Source organism: Ensifer sp. YR511, from assembly GCF_900103045.1.
Classification (GTDB): Bacteria; Pseudomonadota; Alphaproteobacteria; order Rhizobiales; family Rhizobiaceae; genus Ensifer; species Ensifer adhaerens.
On the sequence record NZ_FNGR01000002.1, the window covers coordinates 426,224 to 445,198 of the forward strand.

At 63.2% G+C, this 18,975-nt stretch carries 22 protein-coding genes; 10 read left to right on the forward strand and 12 right to left on the reverse strand.

Annotation, left to right across the window (positions count from 1 at the left end; genetic code table 11):
- Positions 1-66: 66 nt before the first annotated feature.
- The gene (locus BLU15_RS06590) at positions 67-354 is read left to right on the forward strand and encodes a DUF1236 domain-containing protein (protein ID WP_060584245.1); all 288 of its coding nucleotides are present in this window, start codon (positions 67-69) and stop codon (positions 352-354) included.
- 88 nt (positions 355-442) lie between these two features.
- Here the strand turns inward: BLU15_RS06590 and BLU15_RS06595 are convergent, their stop codons facing one another.
- Entirely contained in the window at positions 443-865 is a 423-nt protein-coding gene (locus BLU15_RS06595) for an organic hydroperoxide resistance protein (RefSeq protein WP_090294713.1), read from the reverse strand.
- A gap of 116 nt (positions 866-981) precedes the next feature.
- Here BLU15_RS06595 and BLU15_RS06600 point away from each other — a divergent pair, with 116 nt between their 5' ends.
- Positions 982-1,458: a MarR family winged helix-turn-helix transcriptional regulator gene (locus tag BLU15_RS06600; protein ID WP_090294715.1), complete on the forward strand. Its 477-nt coding sequence runs from the start codon at positions 982-984 to the stop codon at positions 1,456-1,458.
- Between the two features lie 74 nt (positions 1,459-1,532).
- Here the strand turns inward: BLU15_RS06600 and BLU15_RS06605 are convergent, their stop codons facing one another.
- From BLU15_RS06605 to BLU15_RS06620, 4 genes are all read right to left on the reverse strand, one after another.
- On the reverse strand, positions 1,533-2,321 hold the full coding sequence (locus tag BLU15_RS06605; protein ID WP_034789236.1) for a L,D-transpeptidase family protein: 789 nt from the start codon (positions 2,319-2,321) through the stop codon (positions 1,533-1,535).
- Positions 2,322-2,460: 139 nt separating this feature from the next.
- Positions 2,461-4,794, reverse strand: a complete 2,334-nt coding sequence (locus BLU15_RS06610) for a putative bifunctional diguanylate cyclase/phosphodiesterase (protein ID WP_060584241.1) — start codon at positions 4,792-4,794, stop codon at positions 2,461-2,463.
- A 174-nt stretch (positions 4,795-4,968) separates the two neighbouring features.
- Positions 4,969-6,339, reverse strand: a complete 1,371-nt coding sequence (locus tag BLU15_RS06615; protein WP_090294717.1) for a PepSY-associated TM helix domain-containing protein — start codon at positions 6,337-6,339, stop codon at positions 4,969-4,971.
- Between the two features lie 124 nt (positions 6,340-6,463).
- Entirely contained in the window at positions 6,464-6,832 is a 369-nt protein-coding gene (locus tag BLU15_RS06620) for a hypothetical protein (protein WP_060644840.1), read from the reverse strand.
- 197 nt (positions 6,833-7,029) lie between these two features.
- Here BLU15_RS06620 and BLU15_RS06625 point away from each other — a divergent pair, with 197 nt between their 5' ends.
- On the forward strand, positions 7,030-7,692 hold the full coding sequence (locus BLU15_RS06625; RefSeq protein ID WP_090294718.1) for a glutathione S-transferase family protein: 663 nt from the start codon (positions 7,030-7,032) through the stop codon (positions 7,690-7,692).
- A gap of 29 nt (positions 7,693-7,721) precedes the next feature.
- Here BLU15_RS06625 and BLU15_RS06630 read toward each other — a convergent pair whose 3' ends face one another.
- Positions 7,722-8,660 carry a LysR substrate-binding domain-containing protein gene (locus BLU15_RS06630; RefSeq protein ID WP_034789230.1) on the reverse strand — a complete coding sequence of 313 codons (939 nt, stop codon included), beginning with the start codon at positions 8,658-8,660 and terminating at the stop codon, positions 7,722-7,724.
- A gap of 89 nt (positions 8,661-8,749) precedes the next feature.
- Here BLU15_RS06630 and BLU15_RS06635 point away from each other — a divergent pair, with 89 nt between their 5' ends.
- A complete protein-coding gene (locus BLU15_RS06635; protein WP_034789229.1) occupies positions 8,750-8,944 on the forward strand; it encodes a hypothetical protein in 195 nt (64 codons plus the stop codon).
- 40 nt (positions 8,945-8,984) lie between these two features.
- Positions 8,985-9,365, forward strand: a complete 381-nt coding sequence (locus tag BLU15_RS06640; RefSeq protein WP_034789228.1) for an MmcQ/YjbR family DNA-binding protein — start codon at positions 8,985-8,987, stop codon at positions 9,363-9,365.
- On the opposite strand, the gene BLU15_RS06645 is transcribed toward BLU15_RS06640, so the two are convergent.
- Positions 9,341-9,925, reverse strand: coding sequence for a dihydrofolate reductase family protein (locus tag BLU15_RS06645; protein ID WP_090294818.1), 585 nt, complete (start codon positions 9,923-9,925; stop codon positions 9,341-9,343). The two genes, BLU15_RS06640 and BLU15_RS06645, sit on opposite strands and share 25 nt — an antisense overlap.
- 171 nt (positions 9,926-10,096) lie before the next feature.
- Here BLU15_RS06645 and BLU15_RS06650 point away from each other — a divergent pair, with 171 nt between their 5' ends.
- A complete protein-coding gene (locus BLU15_RS06650; RefSeq protein WP_060516261.1) occupies positions 10,097-11,002 on the forward strand; it encodes a bestrophin family protein in 906 nt (301 codons plus the stop codon).
- 17 nt (positions 11,003-11,019) lie between these two features.
- On the opposite strand, the gene BLU15_RS06655 is transcribed toward BLU15_RS06650, so the two are convergent.
- Both BLU15_RS06655 and BLU15_RS06660 read right to left on the reverse strand, forming a co-directional pair.
- On the reverse strand, positions 11,020-11,640 hold the full coding sequence (locus BLU15_RS06655; RefSeq protein ID WP_090294820.1) for a glutathione S-transferase family protein: 621 nt from the start codon (positions 11,638-11,640) through the stop codon (positions 11,020-11,022).
- Between the two features lie 261 nt (positions 11,641-11,901).
- Entirely contained in the window at positions 11,902-12,273 is a 372-nt protein-coding gene (locus tag BLU15_RS06660) for a hypothetical protein (RefSeq protein WP_060516262.1), read from the reverse strand.
- Positions 12,274-12,365: 92 nt separating this feature from the next.
- Between BLU15_RS06660 and BLU15_RS06665 the strand changes: the two genes are divergently transcribed.
- Positions 12,366-13,118, forward strand: coding sequence for a DeoR/GlpR family DNA-binding transcription regulator (locus BLU15_RS06665; RefSeq protein WP_090294720.1), 753 nt, complete (start codon positions 12,366-12,368; stop codon positions 13,116-13,118).
- A 63-nt stretch (positions 13,119-13,181) separates the two neighbouring features.
- Here BLU15_RS06665 and BLU15_RS06670 read toward each other — a convergent pair whose 3' ends face one another.
- Positions 13,182-14,189 carry an asparaginase gene (locus BLU15_RS06670; RefSeq protein WP_090294723.1) on the reverse strand — a complete coding sequence of 336 codons (1,008 nt, stop codon included), beginning with the start codon at positions 14,187-14,189 and terminating at the stop codon, positions 13,182-13,184.
- Between the two features lie 71 nt (positions 14,190-14,260).
- Between BLU15_RS06670 and BLU15_RS06675 the strand changes: the two genes are divergently transcribed.
- The 3 genes from BLU15_RS06675 (at position 14,261) to BLU15_RS06685 (ending at position 15,880) form a co-directional block, all read left to right on the forward strand.
- Positions 14,261-14,998 carry a DUF3750 domain-containing protein gene (locus BLU15_RS06675; protein WP_090294724.1) on the forward strand — a complete coding sequence of 246 codons (738 nt, stop codon included), beginning with the start codon at positions 14,261-14,263 and terminating at the stop codon, positions 14,996-14,998.
- A gap of 89 nt (positions 14,999-15,087) precedes the next feature.
- On the forward strand, positions 15,088-15,573 hold the full coding sequence (locus BLU15_RS06680; RefSeq protein WP_090294726.1) for an NUDIX hydrolase: 486 nt from the start codon (positions 15,088-15,090) through the stop codon (positions 15,571-15,573).
- 10 nt (positions 15,574-15,583) lie between these two features.
- Entirely contained in the window at positions 15,584-15,880 is a 297-nt protein-coding gene (locus BLU15_RS06685; protein WP_034789220.1) for a hypothetical protein, read from the forward strand.
- Between the two features lie 12 nt (positions 15,881-15,892).
- Here BLU15_RS06685 and BLU15_RS06690 read toward each other — a convergent pair whose 3' ends face one another.
- Both BLU15_RS06690 and BLU15_RS06695 read right to left on the reverse strand, forming a co-directional pair.
- Complete coding sequence (locus tag BLU15_RS06690) at positions 15,893-16,891, reverse strand: NAD(P)H-quinone oxidoreductase (protein WP_090294728.1); 999 nt, start codon at positions 16,889-16,891, stop codon at positions 15,893-15,895.
- Between the two features lie 95 nt (positions 16,892-16,986).
- Complete coding sequence (locus BLU15_RS06695) at positions 16,987-18,783, reverse strand: GGDEF domain-containing protein (protein WP_090294729.1); 1,797 nt, start codon at positions 18,781-18,783, stop codon at positions 16,987-16,989.
- Positions 18,784-18,975: the final 192 nt, after the last annotated feature.

The window sequence follows — 18,975 nt, forward strand, 5'->3', positions numbered from 1 at the left end:
TTCCCGCGCCGCGGCAGGGGAACCAATCTGTCGCCGGACCGTTGGCTAGGGACAGGAGGTACTGTCATGAAGAAAATCATCCTAGCCGGTTTTGTGGCAAGCCTTGCCTTTTCCGGCGTCGCCCTGGCTCAGACCACGACGGTCATCGTTCCCGGCGAGGTCAAAACCTACGTCCTTCAGCAAACCAGCCCATCCGTGACCTATGACGGCACTGTCGTCGTGGGCGAACCCCTGCCCGACACGGTCGAGGTCTACCCGATCCCGCAGCAACCGACCTACGGCTATGTCGTCGTCAACCAGCAAAGGGTGCTGGTCGATCCGCAGAGCAGGCGGGTCATCGAGGTTCTGCAGTAGACCGGCACAGCATGCCTGAAAAAGAAGCCCGACGGAGACCGCCGGGCTTCTTTCAACAGGGGATCTGAAAGAGCTCAATCTGAGAAACTCAGGCGACGGTCAGCTTGACGTCGATGTTGCCCTTGGTTGCATGGCTGTAGGGGCAAACGATATGCGCCTTCTGGACGAGATCTTCGAGCACGGCCTTGTCGACGCCCGGCGAAGAGATTTCGAGCGCAGCGTCGATGCCGAAGCCGGTGCCATCCTCGCGCGGACCGATGCCGACGGTTCCCGTCACCGTAGTGTCTTCCGGAAGTTTTACCTTCTCCTTGCCGGCCACGAATTTCAGTGCGCCGAGGAAGCAGGCCGAGTAGCCGGCTGCAAAGAGCTGCTCGGGATTGGTGCCGCGGGCGCCGTCGCCGCCAAGTTCCTTCGGAACGGTGAGCGTGACGTCGAGCGCGCCGTCGGCGCTTTTGGCCTGGCCGGCGCGGCCACCGGTTGCGGATGCAGTGGTGCGGTAAAGAATGGGCATTGGCGGGGTCTCCTTTGCGTTTCCTGAGTCAATGCGATTTAGATAGCGCAAAATTCAATTGTACGCAAATTAATTTTGCAAATTGCATTTCGAGCGTCTTTTTGCGACAATGACGCATGGCGAACAAGGCGGCACATAGCGACACCATTCCCGAGGAAGCACTCGCGCTCGGCAAGCAGCTGTGTTTTGCGGTCTATTCTGCGGCGCATGCATTCAACCGCGCCTACAAGCCGCTGCTCGATCGTTTCGGCCTCACCTATCCCCAATATCTCGTGCTCCTGGCGCTCTGGCAACAGGACGAGATGACGGTCAAGCGGATCGGCGAGGAGATCGGTCTGGATTCAGGCACGTTGTCGCCGCTTCTCAAGCGCCTGGAGGCAGCCGGTTATGTCGGTCGCCAGCGCGACCCGAGCGACGAACGTCAGGTGATCGTGCGGCTGACGGACAAGGGCCAGGACCTGAAAAACGAGGCCTTCGGCATCCTGATCGGCATCAGCAGGGCCTCGGGATGCAGCCTGAAGCAAGCAGAAGACATTCGCGAGACGCTGCATCAGCTGACGCGGCAGCTCAATGCCGGCCCCGGCGAGGATTGACCGACCTGCCTTCCGCTCGACGCGGTGGGTGCTGTGCGGAAACGTGAGGGGCGGATATCCGTCCCTGCCCGTCATCAGATAACGAGGATCGGCGCCTTGCCGCGGACGCGATCGTAGAGATCCATGACATCCTGGTTGAGCATGCGCACGCAGCCCGACGAGACCGCCTTGCCGATCGACTTCCATTCCGGCGTGCCGTGAACACGGTAAAGCGTGTCCTGGCCGTTCTGGAAGATGTAGAGCGCGCGCGAACCAAGCGGATTGTTGAGGCCTGGGGCCATGCCGCCGTTCTGGGCCGAATAGGGCTTTAGCTGTGGCTGGCGGGCGACCATGCTGTCCGGCGGGGTCCAGCGCGGCCACTTCTGCTTCCACTGGATGACGCCGCGACCCGACCAGGCAAAACCCTCGCGACCGAGGCCGACGCCGTAACGCAGCGCCCGGCCACCCGGCTGGATCAGATAGAGGTAGCGGTCGCCGGTATCGACGACGATCGTGCCCGGCTGCTCGCCGAAGGGATCGCTGACCTCCTGGCGGTAGAAGCGCGCGTCGATCTGGCGATAGGGAATTTCCGGCACCTGATAGCCACTGTCGCTTACAGAGGCATAGATGTCCGAGACATAGAGGCCCTGCGGTGGAAGACCGGTTGGAACTGGCCCTGGGCCATCCTGCCTTTCATAGATGCCTTCGGCGCGCGGATCGGTAAACCGTCCCTCGACCGCTGGATTGCGGAACACCGGCGCCGTCTCATAGCGAAAGACATCCGTGTTCATCGACGAAGTGCAGCTCGCAAGACCGGCGGAGGCGAGCGCCACGCCGGACGAGCGAAGAAACTGGCGACGGGAGAAAAGGACTGAAGAGGACATCGAACTCTGGAGGCTTGAGTGCGGCATGAGGAGTGCTGCATGAATTTGCTTAACGAAATGCTACGCACAGCCCCCACGGATTGGGGCGATGCTTGCATTTACGGCTGGAACGAAGCTTGCGTCGCGAGGGTGGCAGGGCTCAAACGCTGTGGATACTGAACCGCGGCTGCAGCATCAGCGCCTCGAAATCCGGAGCCGAGAGCGGCCGGCTGAAGAAGTAGCCCTGAATTTCGTCGCAACCGCTCTGGCGCAGGAATTCCACCTGGGCCTGGTTTTCCACACCCTCGGCAATGACACGAAGGCCGAGGTTCCGCGCAAGCGAAATGATCGCGGCGGTGATCGCGTTGTCGTCGAGATCCGTCGGAATGTCGGCGACGAAGGACCGGTCGATCTTCAGTCGGCGCACCGGGAAGCGTTTGAGCGCGCTCAAGCTCGAATAGCCGGTGCCGAAATCATCGATCGCCAGGTGCACCCCGATCGCCTGCAGCTCGTGCATGGTGGCGATCGCGCCAGGGACATCCTGCATGATCAGGCTCTCGGTCAGTTCCAGTTCGAGGCAGAACGGGTCAAGCCCGGTCTCTGTGAGAATTGCCGCGACATGGGCGGCCCAGTTGCGCTCACGGAACTGGCGCGCCGAAACGTTGACACTGATGATCAGCGGCGGCAGGCCGGCATCCTGCCAGGCCCTGGCCTGGCGGCAGGCCGCGCGCAGCACCCAGTCGCCGATCGGCACGATCAGCCCGGTTTCCTCGGCGAGCGGAATGAACGCCGCCGGCGAGACCGTGCCGCGTTCGGGGTGGCGCCAGCGCAGCAAGGCTTCGGCCGCGAAAACGCGGCCAGTCGCCAGATTCATCTGCGGCTGGAACTGCAGGAAGAACTCTTGCCGCGCGAGCGCCTGGCGCAGCTCCTCCTGCTGCTTGAGCTTCTCATGCGCCTTGGCGGCCATCTCTTCGGTGAAGACCTGCAGGTTGTTGCGGCCGAGCTCCTTGGCCCGGTACATCGCCATGTCGGCATTGGCGAGCAGTTCGCCGACCGTCTTGCCCTGATTGGGAAAACAGGCGACCCCCATGCTGCAGGTGACCTGCAGGCTGCGGCCCTCGATCTGCATCGGCGCGGCGATCGCTCGCCGGATATCCTCGAGCCGAGCCAGCACGATATCGCGCTCGCAGGGAAGCCCGTTCAAAAGCAGGATGAATTCATCGCCGCCGACCCGCACGACCATGTCGGACTTACGCACCGAAGCGCGCATGCGCGAGGCCGTGACCTTCAAGAGTTCGTCGCCGGCGGCGTGGCCGAGCGTATCGTTGACCAGCTTGAAATTGTCGAGATCGAGGAAGGCGAGCACCGCCCACTGGCCGCTGCCGCGCAGGGCTTCCAGCGCCTCGGCGACCTGTTCCTCGAACTGTGCGCGGTTGGGCAGACCGGTCAGCGCGTCGTGGTGCGCCATGAAGCTGATGCGATCTTCCGCCTGCTTGCGCTCGATCGCGATGCCGGCGAGATGCGCCGCCATGGCGATCAGTTCCTTTTGTCCGTCGTCGGGCACGCCGACGACATCGGAATAGAGCGCGAAGGTGCCGAGCACCTTGCGCTCACGCGAATGGATCGGGGTCGACCAACAGGAGCGGAAGCCGTAGGGAAGCACCAGCTCGCGATAATCGTCCCAGAGCGGATCGACCTGAATATCCGAGACGATCACCTGCTCGCCGCGCCAGGCGGCCGTGCCGCAGGAGCCCATGCGCGGGCCGATCTCGACGCCGTGGATGGTCGCGCAATAGGCCTCGTCGAGGCTTGGCGCTGCGCCGTGGAAGAGATAGCGGCCATCGGGCGACAGCAGCAGCACCGAGCCCTTGATGCCCGGCATCAAGGCTTCGATCAACAGGATCATGTCGCGGAAGAAGGCGTCGAGCGGCCGGCCGTTGGCGATCATCTCAAGCAGGCGCGCCTGCCCTTCGAGCAGCCGCTCGGCCGCCTTGCGGTCGGAGATGTCACGCGAAACGCCGACGATGCCGACGATCTTGCCGCTCTTGTTGCGCAGCGGCACCTTGGAGGTCATCAGCCAGCGATCGCGGCCCTTGCTAACGATGGCCCGTTCCTCGATGCCGAAGATCGGCTCGCCGGTTTCGATGACGCGACGCTCAATGTCGGCAATCGCCTTGGCCATCTGCGGCGGATGGAGATCGAAATCGGTCTTGCCGACGATATCCTTCATGGCTTCGAGCCCGTTGTCGGCAACCGTCACCTGATTGGCGATCAGGAACCGCCCCTCCACATCCTTGGCGTAGATGTAGTCCGGCACGTGGTTGATGATGGTCTCCAACCAGTAGTGGCGATCGGCGATATCGGGTTCGCTCGGAAAGATGCGCGCGACCTCCTCGGCCAGCCGATTGCTGGCGTCGATCAGGCGGCGCGTTTCCGCGTTGCCGCCGGCATTGAGAGCGGCATATCGCGGATTGCGGGACGTGTTCTTCGCCAAGCAAGGCCTCCCGACGCTCTTCGCCGCGTCGCTGGTCGATCTTTCCCCACTTCACGTTAGACGAGCAAGAGTTAGCTCTTCCTAAATAACTGTAGAAAAATCGTGTAGAGGTTGCAACGGTCAAGTTGCAAGAGGCGATAGAAGGGGTGGATGACGCCACCCCTTAATGCCCGTTCAGGACAACCGCCGGCGCACCGGTGCAACGCGCATCAGCAATTGATCGACGATCACCATGACGACGATCGCGATGCCCGTCAACGGAAACGCCAGCCCGAAGACAATGGCCATGAGCCACAAGCCCACATAGACGCTGCGCCGCGGCGGCATCGGGGGCACGCCGATGCGTCCCGCCGGGCGCCGCTTCCACCACATGATGACGGCGGAAAGGGAAACGAGCACGATAGAAATGCAGGCGGCCAGCATCAGGAGCTGGTTGACGCGCCCCCATTCCTGCCCCTTGTGCACGTTGATGCTCCATTCGATGGCCTTGCCGAACGCCGGGTAATCGCCAAAGGAAATGTCGACGAGCGGCTTGCCGGAATATTGATCGATATGGATCGTGCGCTCCCGCGCAAGGTCGGCGGGAAAGATGGCGGCCGTATAGACGGCGGTCTCGTCGAGCGGGATCGCGAGCTCGTAGCCGGGCAGCATGCCCTCAGCATCCGCGATCGCGACGGCGCGATCGATCCCGACCCGCTCGCCCGCGCCACCGCTGGACGCCGGAACCGGCGCGTTTTCCATCAGCCAATTGGCCCTGGGCAACACGTCGGTCGACACCTTGCTGGAGGTCGGGACCTCATCCCAAAGCGCTGCCGGATAGCCGAGCCCCATCGCCGTCAGCTTGCCGTTGACCGTTGCACCCCAATAGCCGGACCACAGAAGCCCGGAGAAGGCGAGAAAGACGATCAGCAGGCCGGCGCCGATACCGGTCACCGCATGGAGATCGCGCCAGAACACCCGGCGTGCCGGCGTGCCGCGCACGGTCAACACACCGCCGGTCTGCTGGCGCGGCCACCAGAGATAGATGCCGGTGAAGACCAACAGGATGGCAAAGCCCGCAACGATCTCGATGATTGTTTCGACCGACTTGCCGAAATAGTCGAGGCTGTGCAGGTCCTCGACCACTTGGTTGAACTCCTCCGATGGCGCGACCCGGTCGAGGATCGCGCCGGTGTAGGGATCGACGAAGACCAGCATGCGCGCCTTGCCGATGCCGACGGTGACGCGTGCGGAGCGATCCGCGCCGGCCGGCGTGCGATAGGAGACGGCCGCGCTGCCCGGCACGGACTCCACCGCCGTCGCGACGATCGCCGAGGGCGACATCCGTTCGGCGCCCACTGGCACGACGTTGCGGTAAGCAAAGACGGTATCGTCGATCTCGTCGTTGAACAGATAAAGCCCCCCGGTCAGCGCCAGGCTGATCATGAAGGGGATGACGAGCAGGCCGGCAAAGAAGTGCCAGCGCCAGATGGCGCGGTAGAGCGAGATGCCGCGCTCTGTGGCCGCGGGGCTGTCCACGGCATTGGTGAAGGATGCGGTTGTCATGGTTTTCTCCGGGAAGGACCGTTTGCACGGCTTCGCCTCTTGGTGATCGGGACGACCGCCGATCACGGCAATGCGTGTCGAAGATGGACGCCGCAAGGCCAATCAGCTGTCGTTCAAGCGCGTATCAGGTGGAGAAAACCGTTGGTGGCGCCCTTGGCCCCGCTCCGGTTAAGAGCACCGAGCGAACGAAACCGAAATCGCCGGCTGGAACGGAAAGCGGGCGCGCGCGGGCTTGCGACGGCAAGACGATCGGGTAAGGCGCCGGCAGGTCGGCGGGCGCAACCAGGCAGCAGGACTGGCAGCCGTGGCCCTTCGTGCCACCTTTTCCATCGGGATCGTCGTGGCCAGAGAGGCAAAGATCGGCAAGGCTGCCATCCGGGAGGACGTAGGCGATCGCATCCGGCGACCGCGGCATGGCGGCGGCCGGTTGCTGGATCAAGGCCGAAACGACGAGGACCAGCGCGCAAAGCATGCGCGCCGCCAAGTTCGTCAACCGATCCCCTAAAAGCCTTGCCAAACGCATCCCCAAATCGACGTGCGACAGCTAAAGATCTGCGTCCGCAAACGCAAGTCGGCAAAGCGCCGCACGGACCATCAAAAGATTTCATGTGTGCTATCAGCGCCGCCCGCTTCCGTCACTCCCGGTGCTTGCCTAAGACAGGCGACAACACAGGACGGGAGGAACACGGCATGCTGACGATCTATGGGGTTTATCGCTCGCGCGCATCGCGCAATTACTGGATGGCGCGGGAACTCGGCATCCCTTTCCAATCGGTACCGGTCATCCAGGCACGCCGCGTCGCCGATCCGTTGGCTGCTGATGCGCCGATCAACACCAAGTCGCTCGCCTTCCTCGCCGTCAATCCGATGGGGCTGATCCCGGCGATCGAGGATGATGGCGTGGTGCTGACGGAATCGCTTGCCAACAATCTCTATCTCGCGCGCAAGTATGGCGGCCCACTGGCGCCTGCCGATATCGCCGAGGAAGGCTTGATCGGCAACTGGACGATGTGGGCGGCGACCGAGGTCGAGCCGCACACCGTCGAGATCATCCTGACCTACGACTACGGCGCCGAGAACACGGATGAAGGCAAGGCGATGATCGCCAGATGCGTGACGTCGCTCGACAAGGTCTTTGCCCGCATGGAAAGCCACCTCGACGGACGCGACTATCTCGTCGGCGATCGCTTCACCGTCGCCGACCTCAATCTTGCGGAGGTCTTCCGCTACGCCATGAGCCAGACGCAGCTGTTCGACAAGCATCCGCGGGTTTCGGCCTGGCTTGCCCGTTGCCATGCCCGCCCGGCCTTCAAGGCGATGATGGAAGAACGCCTGAAAGAACTGGCGGACTGAGCGGTCAATAAGGGGGGGCCTCCCTGCGATCAGCCCATGGTCGCCGCGTCGAAGCGAACGCGCGGCGCCTTGATGTCGAGCAGGCGCATGCCCTCCTCCACCTCATCACGAACCCAGCGCTTGAACGCCTTGGCGGCCTTGCTTTCGCGCCGTGACGGCGCGCTGACGAAGTAGTGGCCGAAGCCCGTCGGCACCCGGATGCCGAACGGTACCACAAGGCTGCCCTGCGCGATCGCAAAGCCGGCGAGTGTCTGCCAGGCGAGCATCACCCCCTGGCCGGAGATCGCGGCATCGAGCACCAGCGACGCCTCATTGAAGGTGTGGCGCACGTTCACTTCCGCGCCCGAGAGCCCGACTTCGCGGAGCCACACCTCCCAGCTGAACATCGAATGGCCGTCAATAACAGCGGGCAGTTTTAGAATATCTGCAGGCTTCCGAAGCCCTTCGGCCATGGCCGGCGAACAGACCGGAAAAACCTCCTGCTGCAACAGCGGCTCGGATTTCACGCCCGGCCACTCGCCCGTACCAACGCGAATGCCGACATCCACATCCGACGTGTCGAGATTGACGAGCTTTGTCGTCGCGTCGATGCGCAGGCGAATGTCGGGATGGCGTTCGGCAAAACGGTTGAGCCGATAGACCAGCCAGCGGGCGGCAAAGACCGGCGCGACCGAGATGGTCAGCACCGACTCGTCGCGGCGGCGCGCTGAAGCCACGGCCTCTGCCAGCTCGTGAAAGGCGTTGCTGATGCGCGCGAGGAAGCGCTCGCCGAAATCGGTGGGCAGGAGGCCGCGCGGGGTGCGCTCGAACAACACGCGGCCGAGCTGGGCCTCCGCCTTGGCAATCTGCTGGCTGACGGCGCCAGGGGTCACGCCCAATTCGTCCGCCGCGGCGGCCAGCGATCCCAGCCTGCCGGCAGCCTCGACGGCGCGCAGCCCGTTCAAATGTACCGTGTTCAGATCTCTCATATAGTTTTTCTAAACACGATCTCTGCCATTCTCAATTGAAAAGATGACAGGACAGGCGGATCATCCAAGCATCGAAAGGATGGTCCGCCATGTTTAGGCTTCTCTCGAAACTGACGCCGCTCAAAACATCCGACGACCGAAAGGACGATGCGCCGCTCGCCTGGGCGCGCGATCCGCTGCAGCATCCGGATCTCGAACGGATGGATGGGCGCGAACTCGGTGACCTGCCCTTCCCGGGCTGGCCGTGGCCACGCACGGCGGAGTGCACCGGCAGCCGCCTCTAGGACCTGCGGCTTTGAAGCTGCACTATGATATGCTGGCCGGATGAGCGACGATCTCGAGCGCAACTTCATCCGTGTCGTCAGGCTGGCGGAGGCCGCAGGCCTGCCCGAAGTGACGATCGGCACGTCCTACGGTACGCCGGCGCTGCTGGTGAAAGACAAGAGTTTTGTGCGCATGAAGGATGGCGAGACGCTGGTCGTCATGTGCGCGCTCGAAGAAAAGGAAATGCTGCTGGAGCTCGACCCGGGGCTCTACTTTCAAACGGATCACTACAAGGGCTGGCCCGCTATGCTGGTGCGGCTTTCGGAAATCGACGACCAAAGCCTAACCGGGCGGCTGGTTGCCGCCTGGCGCGAGAAGGCGCCAAGGCGGCTCGCCGCGAGCTTCCTCGAGCCAGGTCAGGCTCCGCCGCCGACCTTGTAGACCAGGCAGACCTTGCCACCATCCAGTCGCTTCACGTTATCGAGCTGCACATGATGGCGCTCCGCCACGGTGTCGAACAGCGCCTTGCCCTTGCCGACCACGAGCGGGTGGATGGTGAGACGCAGTTCGTCGATCAGGCCGTGGTCCATCAGGCTCGACACCGTGCGCGCGCCGCCGACGACATAGATAGTGCGGCCCGGCGCCTGCCTGAGCGTCTCGATTTCGGAGACGTCGCGCACGATCCTGGCGTTTTCCCATTCGACGTCGGAACGGGTTTTCGAGAGGACATAATGCGGCGTGCCAAGCGCAAAGTCCGTATATTCGATTTCTTCGGGCGTCGGCAACTGGCCGGTGAACTCCAGCGGCGCTTGCGGGTCGCGCTTGATCGCGCTCCAATACTGCTCGTAGCCCGAATACATGCCGTTCCCGAGGACGCAGGCGTCGATCTCGGGCAGGAGGTCGAACGTATCCGACCAGGAATCGACCCAGTCCGTATAGCCATCCGGCCCGTCGATCAGACCGTCGATGGACATCTGCATGCCTGCAACCACCTTGCGCATCGTCATTGTCTCCCTGTTGGCGTTACACGCCAAGGACGCGCGGCAGACAGGAAGCCCGACATCCCAGGCAAAATAATCCTGGTTACGCGAGGGACGTCGCCGAACGGACGGCTCTTCCATTTCCAAGCCGGCGCCTATACCGGTTAAGCGAACAGCCGGACAGGTATTTCCATGATCGTTCGCAACCGCCCCACCCTTTTGAAACTCTTCTTCATCCTCCGGGGTTCGGTCATCCAGCGGATCTTTCCGCAAGTGCTGTTCGTCTTTGCGCTCTCCGCTTTCGTCGTCTGGGCGCACCGCGTCGATCCCGGCCTGGTGCCGAGCGTCAGCAGCGGCCCCTTCGCGTTGCTCGGCATCGCGCTCTCCGTGTTTCTCGGCTTCCGCAACAATGCCTGCTACGACCGCTGGTGGGAGGCGCGGAAGGACTGGGGACAGTTGATCTTCACCGCACGCGACCTCGCCCGCCAGACGCTGATCCTTGCCGGAACCGAGCGGCAGCGCCTGCTCGACATCACGATCGCCTTTGGCCACGCGCTGGTCTGCCATCTGCGGCCGGGAAGCGATGTCGGTAGACCGCTAGCGCGGCTGCCGACAGATCTCGTTGCCGGCTACAAGGCAAGCCGCAACGGACCGGACTTTCTGCTGCGCGAAATGGGCGGCATTCTCGCCGGACTGCACGGAACCGGCACGATCAGCGACTTTCAGTGGGCGCAGCTGGATGGCACGCTCGGCAAGATGTCGGCCATGCTTGCGGCCTGCGAGCGGATCCGCAACACCCCCGTGCCGTTCGGCTATACGCTGCTCCTGCACCGCACCGCCTATCTCTTCTGCTTTCTGCTGCCCTTCGGCTTTGCCGATGCGCTCGGCTGGGCGACGCCCTTCGTCACCGCGCTTGTCGCATACACCTTCTTCGGCCTCGACGCGCTCGGCGACGAACTGGAGGAGCCGTTCGGCGTGTTGCCGAACGACTTGCCGATCGTTGCGCTTGCCGAGACCATCGAAATCAACCTGCGCGAGGCGCTGGGCGAGACCAACCTTCCGCCTCTACCGCAGCCGAAGAACTACATCCTGATGTAGCCACAACTGCCGAGGCGTCAGACCTTCAGCATCGCCAGCACCCGGGCGACGGCCGGACGTGCCGTCATGCGGTTGCGGTGATCGACGATTCTTGGGAAGCGCGCGGGATCCACACCGTCCGGCTCGATCCAGCCGGCGACGGTGAAGAGATAGGGATCGGCGATCGAATAGCTGTCGCCAAAAACGAACGGCCCTTCGAACATCTTGCTTTCGATCAGTTCGTAGCAGGCGGTCATGTTGGAGGCGACCTTGGCCTTCATCGCCTCATGCGCGGCCGGATCGTCGGCCCAGCGTGCGCCACGGCGGCCATGGGCGTGGGCAATATGCACCGTCGAGCAGAGGTAATTCAGAAACGACTGCAACTGCGCGAAGGCGAAGGCGTCGTTCGCCGGAGCGAGCTTCGCAGCTGGAAAGGCCTGCGCGATATAGGTCAGGATCGCCGGCGTTTCGGTGATGACGCCCCTGTCGGTCACGAGCGCTGGGACCCGCGCCTTCGGGTTCACCGCGAGATAGTCGGGCTTGGTCTGCTCGGCTGTCGAAAAATCGACACGGCGCGCCTCGTATTCGGCGCCCGCTTCTTCCAGCGCGATATGCGAAGCCAGTGAACAGGTTGCGGGGGCGTAGAACAGTTTCAACACTTTGAGCTCTCCTCTGCGATCATGCGGACCGGTTGACGTGATGTCGATGGACCGAACCGGCTCTGTCAATTCCATGGATAGAAGCGGCATGCGAGCGGAGAACCGCACGCTTCCTGCCGTGTCGCTCCAAAGCAAAGACCGGCTGCAGAAGAAAGGAAGTCACCCCGATTGACAAGCAGAAGTGGCAAGGCGCCGCAGATCACTGCCGTCCGCCCTCGTTTAGGGGGGGCCCGGCAGGCTACAACTGCCGGGCCTCCACGTTCACGCGACCAGCGGCTCGCTGCAGCCGGGTACGTCCTCCAGGCGATAATAGACGGGAATACCACGCTCGCGGGCAATGCGCACGTCGTTATCGGCCCCCTTGCTGTCGCCCGGCAGGCGCAGAACCGCCTCGCAAAGCGCCAGCAACCGGCCCGCCACAGGATGAAAAATCTCCTCATAGAGATCGTCACCGATCCGCGCACCGCCAGCCGCATGCCACACCGGCAGCGCCACCCACTCGCCGATCATCGGCACGTGGCCTGCCTTGAACAGCGCATAGGACGGCTCTTCCAGCCGCTTCAGGTTGGCGGCCATTTTCGCCGGGTCGTCCCCGGTTCCCGAACGATAGGGGCCTGCGATCAAGATCAGCATTTTTCTCTCCCGAGATGCTATGAACGATCCAGATTATTCTGGAATAATCGTGATATTTCGTGCAATATCGTGAAGAGTCAAGGAGACATTTCATGCTGACGATACAGAGGCGGGCTTTGATTTCGGCGCGGCTGGCGCGAGATGGCGAGGTCGTCGCCAAGCGCATGGCTGACGAGTTGAACCTGTCCGAGGACACGATCCGGCGCGATCTGCGCGAAATGGCGGCGGAGGGACTGCTGAAGCGCGTGCACGGCGGCGCGCTGCCTCTGGTGCCGCCGCTGCCCAACTTTGCGGCGCGTCAGGAGATCGCCGGCGACGTCAAACGCCGGCTCGGACAAAAGGCGGCTGCGATGATCGAAGCCGGTCAGACAATCTTTCTCGATGGCGGCACGAGCAATGCAGAGATTGCCCGGGCGCTGCCGCGCGACATGCGGCTGACCGTCGTCACCCACAGCCCGACGATCGCCGCCGAACTCGAGCGCCACGAAGCGGAGGTTATCCTGATCGGCGGGCGGCTCTACAAGCATTCGATGGTCGCGACGGGAGCAGCAGCGCTTGCGGCGATTGCCGGCATCCGAGCCGACCTGTTCTTCCTCGGCGTCACCGCCATTCACCCGGCCCACGGTGTTTCAACCGGCGACTTCGAGGAGGCGGCCGTCAAGCGGGCGATCCTCGGCCAGGCCGCGGAAACCTATGTGCTCGCAACGGTGGAAAAATTCGATGCGGTCTCGCCGCACCACGTGGCCGCGATCCCTGAGCTCTCGGGCTTCATCGTTCCCAACGAGATCAGCGACGACATGCTCGCCCCTTATGACGGCACGGACATTGCGATCATCGGCGCTTGATGGCGCACTGCGCCGACAGCGGAACGTCGGGAAAGTGAGCGGGCCGAGACGGCCCGCCACAGTTCAGGCGGCGAAAGCGTCGGTCACTCTGACGTCGCCGACATGGATGCCGTTCCAGTTGTGCATGGAATGGTTGGCCTGCGCCATCAGCGCCGCGTGCAGCTCGGGCTCGTCCCTGAAGAAGCGGGCAAGCGTTGCCGCGACCATGGCTTCGGCAGCCCGGGTCGTACCATCTTCGCACTTCAAAGCGATCGCGATGCCTTTTTCCGGAATGGCGGCGCAGAACACACCTTCCGCCCCGGTCTTGGCAAAGATGCGGCCGGGCGCCGTCTTCATCAGCCGCGTGCAGGCGCGCTTGGTGCCAGCAACGAAAAAGGGCTCGGCCATGCAGGCCTCGATCAGCCGCCGCGAGACGCGGGCGCGCTCGGCTTCAAGGCCGACGCCGGTCGCCATCTTCGCGAAACCGTGTGCGAGCCCCTTCAGCGGCACCGCATAGGTCGGGATCGAGCAGCCGTCGACGCCGCAATTGTCCTTGGCAAGGATCGCACCCGTCAGGCTTTCCATAGCGCCGCGGATTTCGCGCTGCAGCGGATGGTCGTAGCCGACATAACCCTTCACCTCCGTGCCCGAATGGCAGCAGGCACAGATGAAGCCGGAATGTTTGCCGGAGCAATTGTTGTGCAGCGCCGTCGGCGCTTCCAGGCTGCGGGCCTGGCCGATCAGGGTCTTCTGGTCGGACGACCAATGGGCGCCGCATTCGAGCGCCGAGACATCGCGGCCTGCGGCGGCCAGCATCTTGGCGGCCAGTTCCACATGTTCCGGCTCACCGGAATGGGACGAACAAGCAAGCGCCAGTTCCCGGTTGCCGAAGCCGTAGGCGTCGGCCGCGCCGCTTTCCATCAGCGGCAGCGCCTGCATCGCCTTGCAGGCCGAGCGCGGGAAGACGGCGCTGTCGGTTTCGCCCAGCGAGAAGACGGTCCGGCCGTCGCCGTCGACGGCAATGACCACGCCGCGGTGGAGGCTTTCGACGAGGTTTCCGCGGGTAACTTCGACGAGAACGGGATTTGACATGCCTTGCCCTCAAATATCCGAAATTGCTCCGTGCATTTAGCAGGATTTTACCGGCAAGGAACGGAGTTTTCATGAAATTCGCCCGCAGGCTGGCCGCTGCTTTTCTCGTCATCTACCTGCTACCGGCGTTGGCCTCGGCCGGCTGGTGGTACATGCAGGACCGGCCGCAAAGCTGGCGCGACGCCGATTGGTCCTCGGCCGGGATCCTGCCGAAGGCAACGGAAAGCGCGGACGCGGCGATCTACGTGTTCTCGGCGACCACGGGCGGCATGAAGGGTGCTGTCGCGAGCCACGCCTGGATCGTGACCAAGAATGAGGGCGCTGCCACCTACGATCGCTACGACAAGGTCGGCTGGGGCAAACCGATCCGCAAGAACGGCTATCCGGCGGATGCACGCTGGTACTCGAACGAGCCGCGGCTGGTCGTCTCGGTGACCGGCGCTGACGCCACGCGGCTGATCCCGAAGATCGAGGCGGCGATCGCCGCCTACCCTTACGCTTCGCCTGGCGGCTACCGGATCTGGCCCGGCCCGAACTCCAACACCTTCGTCGCCCACGTGCTGCGAACCGTACCGGAACTCGGCGCCGTGCTGCCGCCGGACGCAGTCGGCCGCGACTATCTGCCGGAGGGAAAGCTGTTCCAGATCGATGCCGACGGGCGCGACCTGCACGCGACGCTCTATGGCCTGGCCGGTATCTCCGCGGGTGTTCGCAGCGGCCTCGAGCTGCATTTCTTCGGCCTTGTCGCCGGTTTCGACTTCGCCAATCCCGGCATCAAGGTTCCGGCGATCGGACGCATCGGCATATGATGGTCCAGGCTTGACGGGCCATCGCTTAGGTTGAGCGCCGGTGGTTTGCATTGCATGGTGCGCCGGTCGAATCAGGAGGACGCGCCCGCATGCATGAAATACCGATCAGGAGCTTTGCTGTTTCGGTTGTCGTTCTCCGCCCGGCTGGGAGCACCTTCGAGGTTCTCCTTCTCAAGCGCACCGGAACACTTGCGGGAACCTGGTGCCAAGTCGCCGGCGCGATCGAAGCGAATGAAACGGCCTGGCAGGTGGGCCTGCGCGAAGTCGAGGAGGAAACGGGCCTGCGGCCCGACCGTTTCTATTCCGCCGACATCTGCGAGCAGTTTTACGAGGCCGACCGCAATGCCATTAGCCTGCTGCCCGTCTTCGTCGGCTTTGCAGCCAAGGGCGCCACGGTCCGGCTCAATGCCGAACACAGCGCGTTTCGCTGGGTGAGCTTTGACGAAGCGCTCCGCATGGTGCCCTTTGCCGGGCAAAGGAAAGTGCTGAAGCATATCCGGGACGAGTTCGTCGACAACGAACCGAACCCTTGGCTGCTGATCCAGGAAACGGCGCCGGTCGGATCGGCCGGTTAGGCGAGGCTTGATGCTGAGCCAAGTGCTAAAAATGGAAAAGGGCCGCGCGAGGCGACCCTTCCATGAGTTTTGGCCGTATGACTGGCCCGGGCTTTCAGACCCGAAGGAAGGCGGGGATTATGCCGAGGGCTGCCTCGACACCTTCACCTCTTCCATGCCCTTCACCAAGACCGAAATCTCATTAGACATTGGACCACCTTCCTTTCTGTTCGTTGCTGATGATTTGAAGGTAAGCGATCCATCAGCGATTACAAGGGCGACGATGGTCGAAGATCGTTTTCCCCTTCGCCGCCGATCACAGGCCTGACGATCGTTCCGATCACAGGGACATGATGATCTTTCCGACATGGTCGCCCTGCTCCATCTGGCGATGGCCGTCGGCGACCGCGCTGAAGGGCAGGACGGAATGGATGACCGGCGCGACCTTGCCCGTTTCCAGCAGCGGCCAGACCTTCTCAACCAGACCGTCGCGGATCGCCTGCTTTTCCGCCGCCGTGCGCGGACGTAAGGCCGAGCCCATGACATGCAGCCGCTTGGTCAGGATCGGCGCGATGTTCGCCCCTTCAACCTTGGCGCCGCCGAGGAAGGCGATGATCGACAGACGGCCGTCCTTGGCGAGCGAACCGATGTTGCGGTCGAAATAGCGGCCACCGACCATGTCGAGAATGACATCGACGCCACGCCCGCCGGTCTCTTCGAGAACGACCGTCTTGAAGTCCTCGTCGCGATAGTTGATCGCGCGCTTGGCGCCGAGCGCTTCGCAGGCGCGGCATTTCTCGGTGCTGCCGGCGGTGACGAAGACCTCGGCGCCGAAGGCCTTGGCGAGCTGGATCGCCGTCGTGCCGATGCCGCTGGAGCCGCCGTGGATGAGGATGGTTTCGCCCGCTTTCAGCCCGGCCATAACGAAGACATTGGCCCAGACGGTGAAGAAGGTTTCCGGCAGGGCGGCCGCCTTCACGGCGTCATAACCCCTAGGCCAGGCGAGCACCTGGGTCGCGGGCACCGCCGTATATTCCGCATAGCCGCCGCCATTGGCGAGCGCGCAGACCCTGTCGCCGATCCGGAACCCTTGAGCCCCCTCGCCGAGCGCCACGACTTCTCCCGCCACTTCCAGGCCGAGGATCGGGCTTGCGCCCGGCGGCGGCGGATAGTCGCCCTTGCGCTGCAAAACGTCGGGACGGTTGATGCCCGCCGCCTCCACCCGAACGAGGATGTCGCCCGGCTTGAGCTCTGGCAACAGCCCCTTCGCGAGCACCATGTTTTCAGGCCCGCCCGGGGCTGGAAGGTCGACGAATTGCATTTCCAATGGAAGAGACATGGCACTACCTCGCGAATTCTCAAGGCGCATAGGTAGCGCCGGAAACGCGAGGCGAAAAGGCTGATTGTCGAACGACCGGCCGTCGAAAGCGCAGCTCAGCCGCCGAGTGCATCCATGACAAGACCGGTATCGCTCGCCTTGGCGCGCGACTTGATCTCGGCGATGCGGGCGCTGACGGCCTGGGCGTCGGAGAAAACAAAGCCTTCGGGCAGCCCCAGGACGGCAATCGAGCAGCGCATCAGCGGAAAATCCTTCGCCGAGCCGTCACGGCCGTAGCCGCTGATGCGGCCCTCCGCCTGATGCTCCGGCGAATAGAGCTGGCCTACGTCGGATCGGAAATCGTCGAGCAGGCGGTTCAGCACCGCTTCCAGCTCCTCGACCGAACAGCCGCTGACACCGACGAAGAAGTCGTCGCCGCCGACATGACCGAGGAATTTCTCCTCGCCGATGAAATGGCGGCGCAGCAGGGCGGCAAAGAGCGTGATCGCGAGATCGCCCTTCTGGAAACCGTAGCTATCGTTGAAGGGCTTGAAGTCGTCGAAATCGCAATAGCAGAAGTAACGCGCGTGATCGCCGTCGAGGATCGCGTCCTGGACATAGTCGCGGATGGCGCGGTTGCCGGGCAGACCCGTCAGCGGATTCTGCTCCTGCGCCATCTTCAATTGTTTTTCGTTGATAATCTTCAAAAGCGACGAGGCCGAGAGCGTGCCGGCGTAGCGCATGTTCTCCGTCAGGATCAGGCAATCGCTGCCGTCCATTCCGGCGAAGATCTTCAGCATTTCATCCGCTGGCGTGTCGAGATCGGCGATCGGCGCCGGGCTGGCAAAGTGCGAAATCCGCCGCTGGTAGATCCTGTTCTTCAGGAGATCGCGGCCGAAAGGGTGATAGATCAACTCCTTGACGTGATACTCGTGCAGGATGCCGCGCGGCTCGCCATTGGCGTTCAGGACCGGGAAGAATCCCTGGCGCGGATTGCGCCGGAAGAGATCGAAGACGGAATCGAGTTCGTCACTTTCGCGAACGGTCGGCAGTTGCTCGATCTGCTTGCGGATCAGGATGCCGTCCAGCGTCGACGAGGACCGCCGGCTGGCGACGCTCTGGTCGAGATGCGGATAGGCAGGCAGAAGTTCGCTCAGATGCGTCGTCGGCCGGGCGACGTAATAACCCTGCACCAGATCGCAACCGAGGTCGCGACAGGTCAGAAACTCCACCTCCGTCTCCACACCTTCGGCAATCACCCGCGTGCCGAGCACATGGGCGGTGTTGACCGTGTGGCGGACGAGATGGCGCTTGCGGGCATCGGCCTCGATGCCCGAGACGAAGTGTCTGTCGATCTTCACATAGTCGACCGGCTGGTCGCAGAGCAGCTTCAGCCCGTTGAAGCCGGCGCCGAAATCGTCAATCGCCAGCTTGAAACCGGCAAGCCGGAGATCACGCACGAGGGCCGAGAAATCCGGCATCTTGCCGCCATCGAAGCGCTCGGAAAGCTCGAAGCAGAGTGACGACGGGGCGATATTGGCGCGCTTCAAGTGGTTGACGAGGCGTTCGACGATGTCGCCTTCACCGCCAACGAGGCGTGAGTCGAAGTTGAGGAACAGCGTGCGTGCGGAATGATCGGGCAGCGTCGCAAAGCCGGCGACGGCGCGACTGTTGATCATGTGTTCGAGCGCCAGCAGCTGCCCTTCTTCTTCCGCCTTGTCGAGCAGCTCCAGCGGCGAGGCAAAGCCGAGTTTCTGAAAGCCGCGCATCAGGGATTCGTAGCCGAAGACGGTGCCGGTCGCCGCTTCTGCGATCGGCTGGAAGGCGGTTTCGATCACCAGCTTGGCGAGCGTTACGATCTGGTCGTCGCCGAACCGGCGCAACGAGAGAATTTCGGCGGGGGCGGCGGACATGCCGGGCTCCAGAAATATGGGACGGACGGTCGAACGCCGGCAGCATGGCCAGCAAGAGTCAACGAAGTCTTTCCCCATTATGAAGCTTTGATGAAAGCTATGTGACAGCCGCAACTGCGCCAATCAGATGCAAACACTCTAGTGAAATCAGTAGTTTCATGAGCAACTTCTGCGATCGGTCGGCGTCTGCCC

Bases quoted from the DNA above. Each gene is read 5' to 3' on its own strand.
- BLU15_RS06630 (WP_034789230.1), bottom strand. From the start codon at position 8,660: ATGAGAGATCTGAACACGGTACATTTGAACGGGCTGCGCGCCGTCGAG.
- BLU15_RS06650 (WP_060516261.1), top strand. From the start codon at position 10,097: ATGATCGTTCGCAACCGCCCCACCCTTTTGAAACTCTTCTTCATCCTC.
- BLU15_RS06600 (WP_090294715.1), top strand. From the start codon at position 982: ATGGCGAACAAGGCGGCACATAGCGACACCATTCCCGAGGAAGCACTC.
- BLU15_RS06670 (WP_090294723.1), bottom strand. From the start codon at position 14,189: ATGTCAAATCCCGTTCTCGTCGAAGTTACCCGCGGAAACCTCGTCGAA.
- BLU15_RS06625 (WP_090294718.1), top strand. From the start codon at position 7,030: ATGCTGACGATCTATGGGGTTTATCGCTCGCGCGCATCGCGCAATTAC.
- BLU15_RS06660 (WP_060516262.1), bottom strand. From the start codon at position 12,273: ATGCTGATCTTGATCGCAGGCCCCTATCGTTCGGGAACCGGGGACGAC.
- BLU15_RS06645 (WP_090294818.1), bottom strand. From the start codon at position 9,925: ATGCGCAAGGTGGTTGCAGGCATGCAGATGTCCATCGACGGTCTGATC.
- BLU15_RS06695 (WP_090294729.1), bottom strand. From the start codon at position 18,783: ATGTCCGCCGCCCCCGCCGAAATTCTCTCGTTGCGCCGGTTCGGCGAC.
- BLU15_RS06640 (WP_034789228.1), top strand. From the start codon at position 8,985: ATGAGCGACGATCTCGAGCGCAACTTCATCCGTGTCGTCAGGCTGGCG.
- BLU15_RS06595 (WP_090294713.1), bottom strand. From the start codon at position 865: ATGCCCATTCTTTACCGCACCACTGCATCCGCAACCGGTGGCCGCGCC.
- BLU15_RS06615 (WP_090294717.1), bottom strand. From the start codon at position 6,339: ATGACAACCGCATCCTTCACCAATGCCGTGGACAGCCCCGCGGCCACA.
- BLU15_RS06680 (WP_090294726.1), top strand. From the start codon at position 15,088: ATGCATGAAATACCGATCAGGAGCTTTGCTGTTTCGGTTGTCGTTCTC.
- BLU15_RS06590 (WP_060584245.1), top strand. From the start codon at position 67: ATGAAGAAAATCATCCTAGCCGGTTTTGTGGCAAGCCTTGCCTTTTCC.
- BLU15_RS06685 (WP_034789220.1), top strand. From the start codon at position 15,584: ATGCTGAGCCAAGTGCTAAAAATGGAAAAGGGCCGCGCGAGGCGACCC.
- BLU15_RS06665 (WP_090294720.1), top strand. From the start codon at position 12,366: ATGCTGACGATACAGAGGCGGGCTTTGATTTCGGCGCGGCTGGCGCGA.
- BLU15_RS06635 (WP_034789229.1), top strand. From the start codon at position 8,750: ATGTTTAGGCTTCTCTCGAAACTGACGCCGCTCAAAACATCCGACGAC.
- BLU15_RS06690 (WP_090294728.1), bottom strand. From the start codon at position 16,891: ATGTCTCTTCCATTGGAAATGCAATTCGTCGACCTTCCAGCCCCGGGC.
- BLU15_RS06675 (WP_090294724.1), top strand. From the start codon at position 14,261: ATGAAATTCGCCCGCAGGCTGGCCGCTGCTTTTCTCGTCATCTACCTG.
- BLU15_RS06605 (WP_034789236.1), bottom strand. From the start codon at position 2,321: ATGTCCTCTTCAGTCCTTTTCTCCCGTCGCCAGTTTCTTCGCTCGTCC.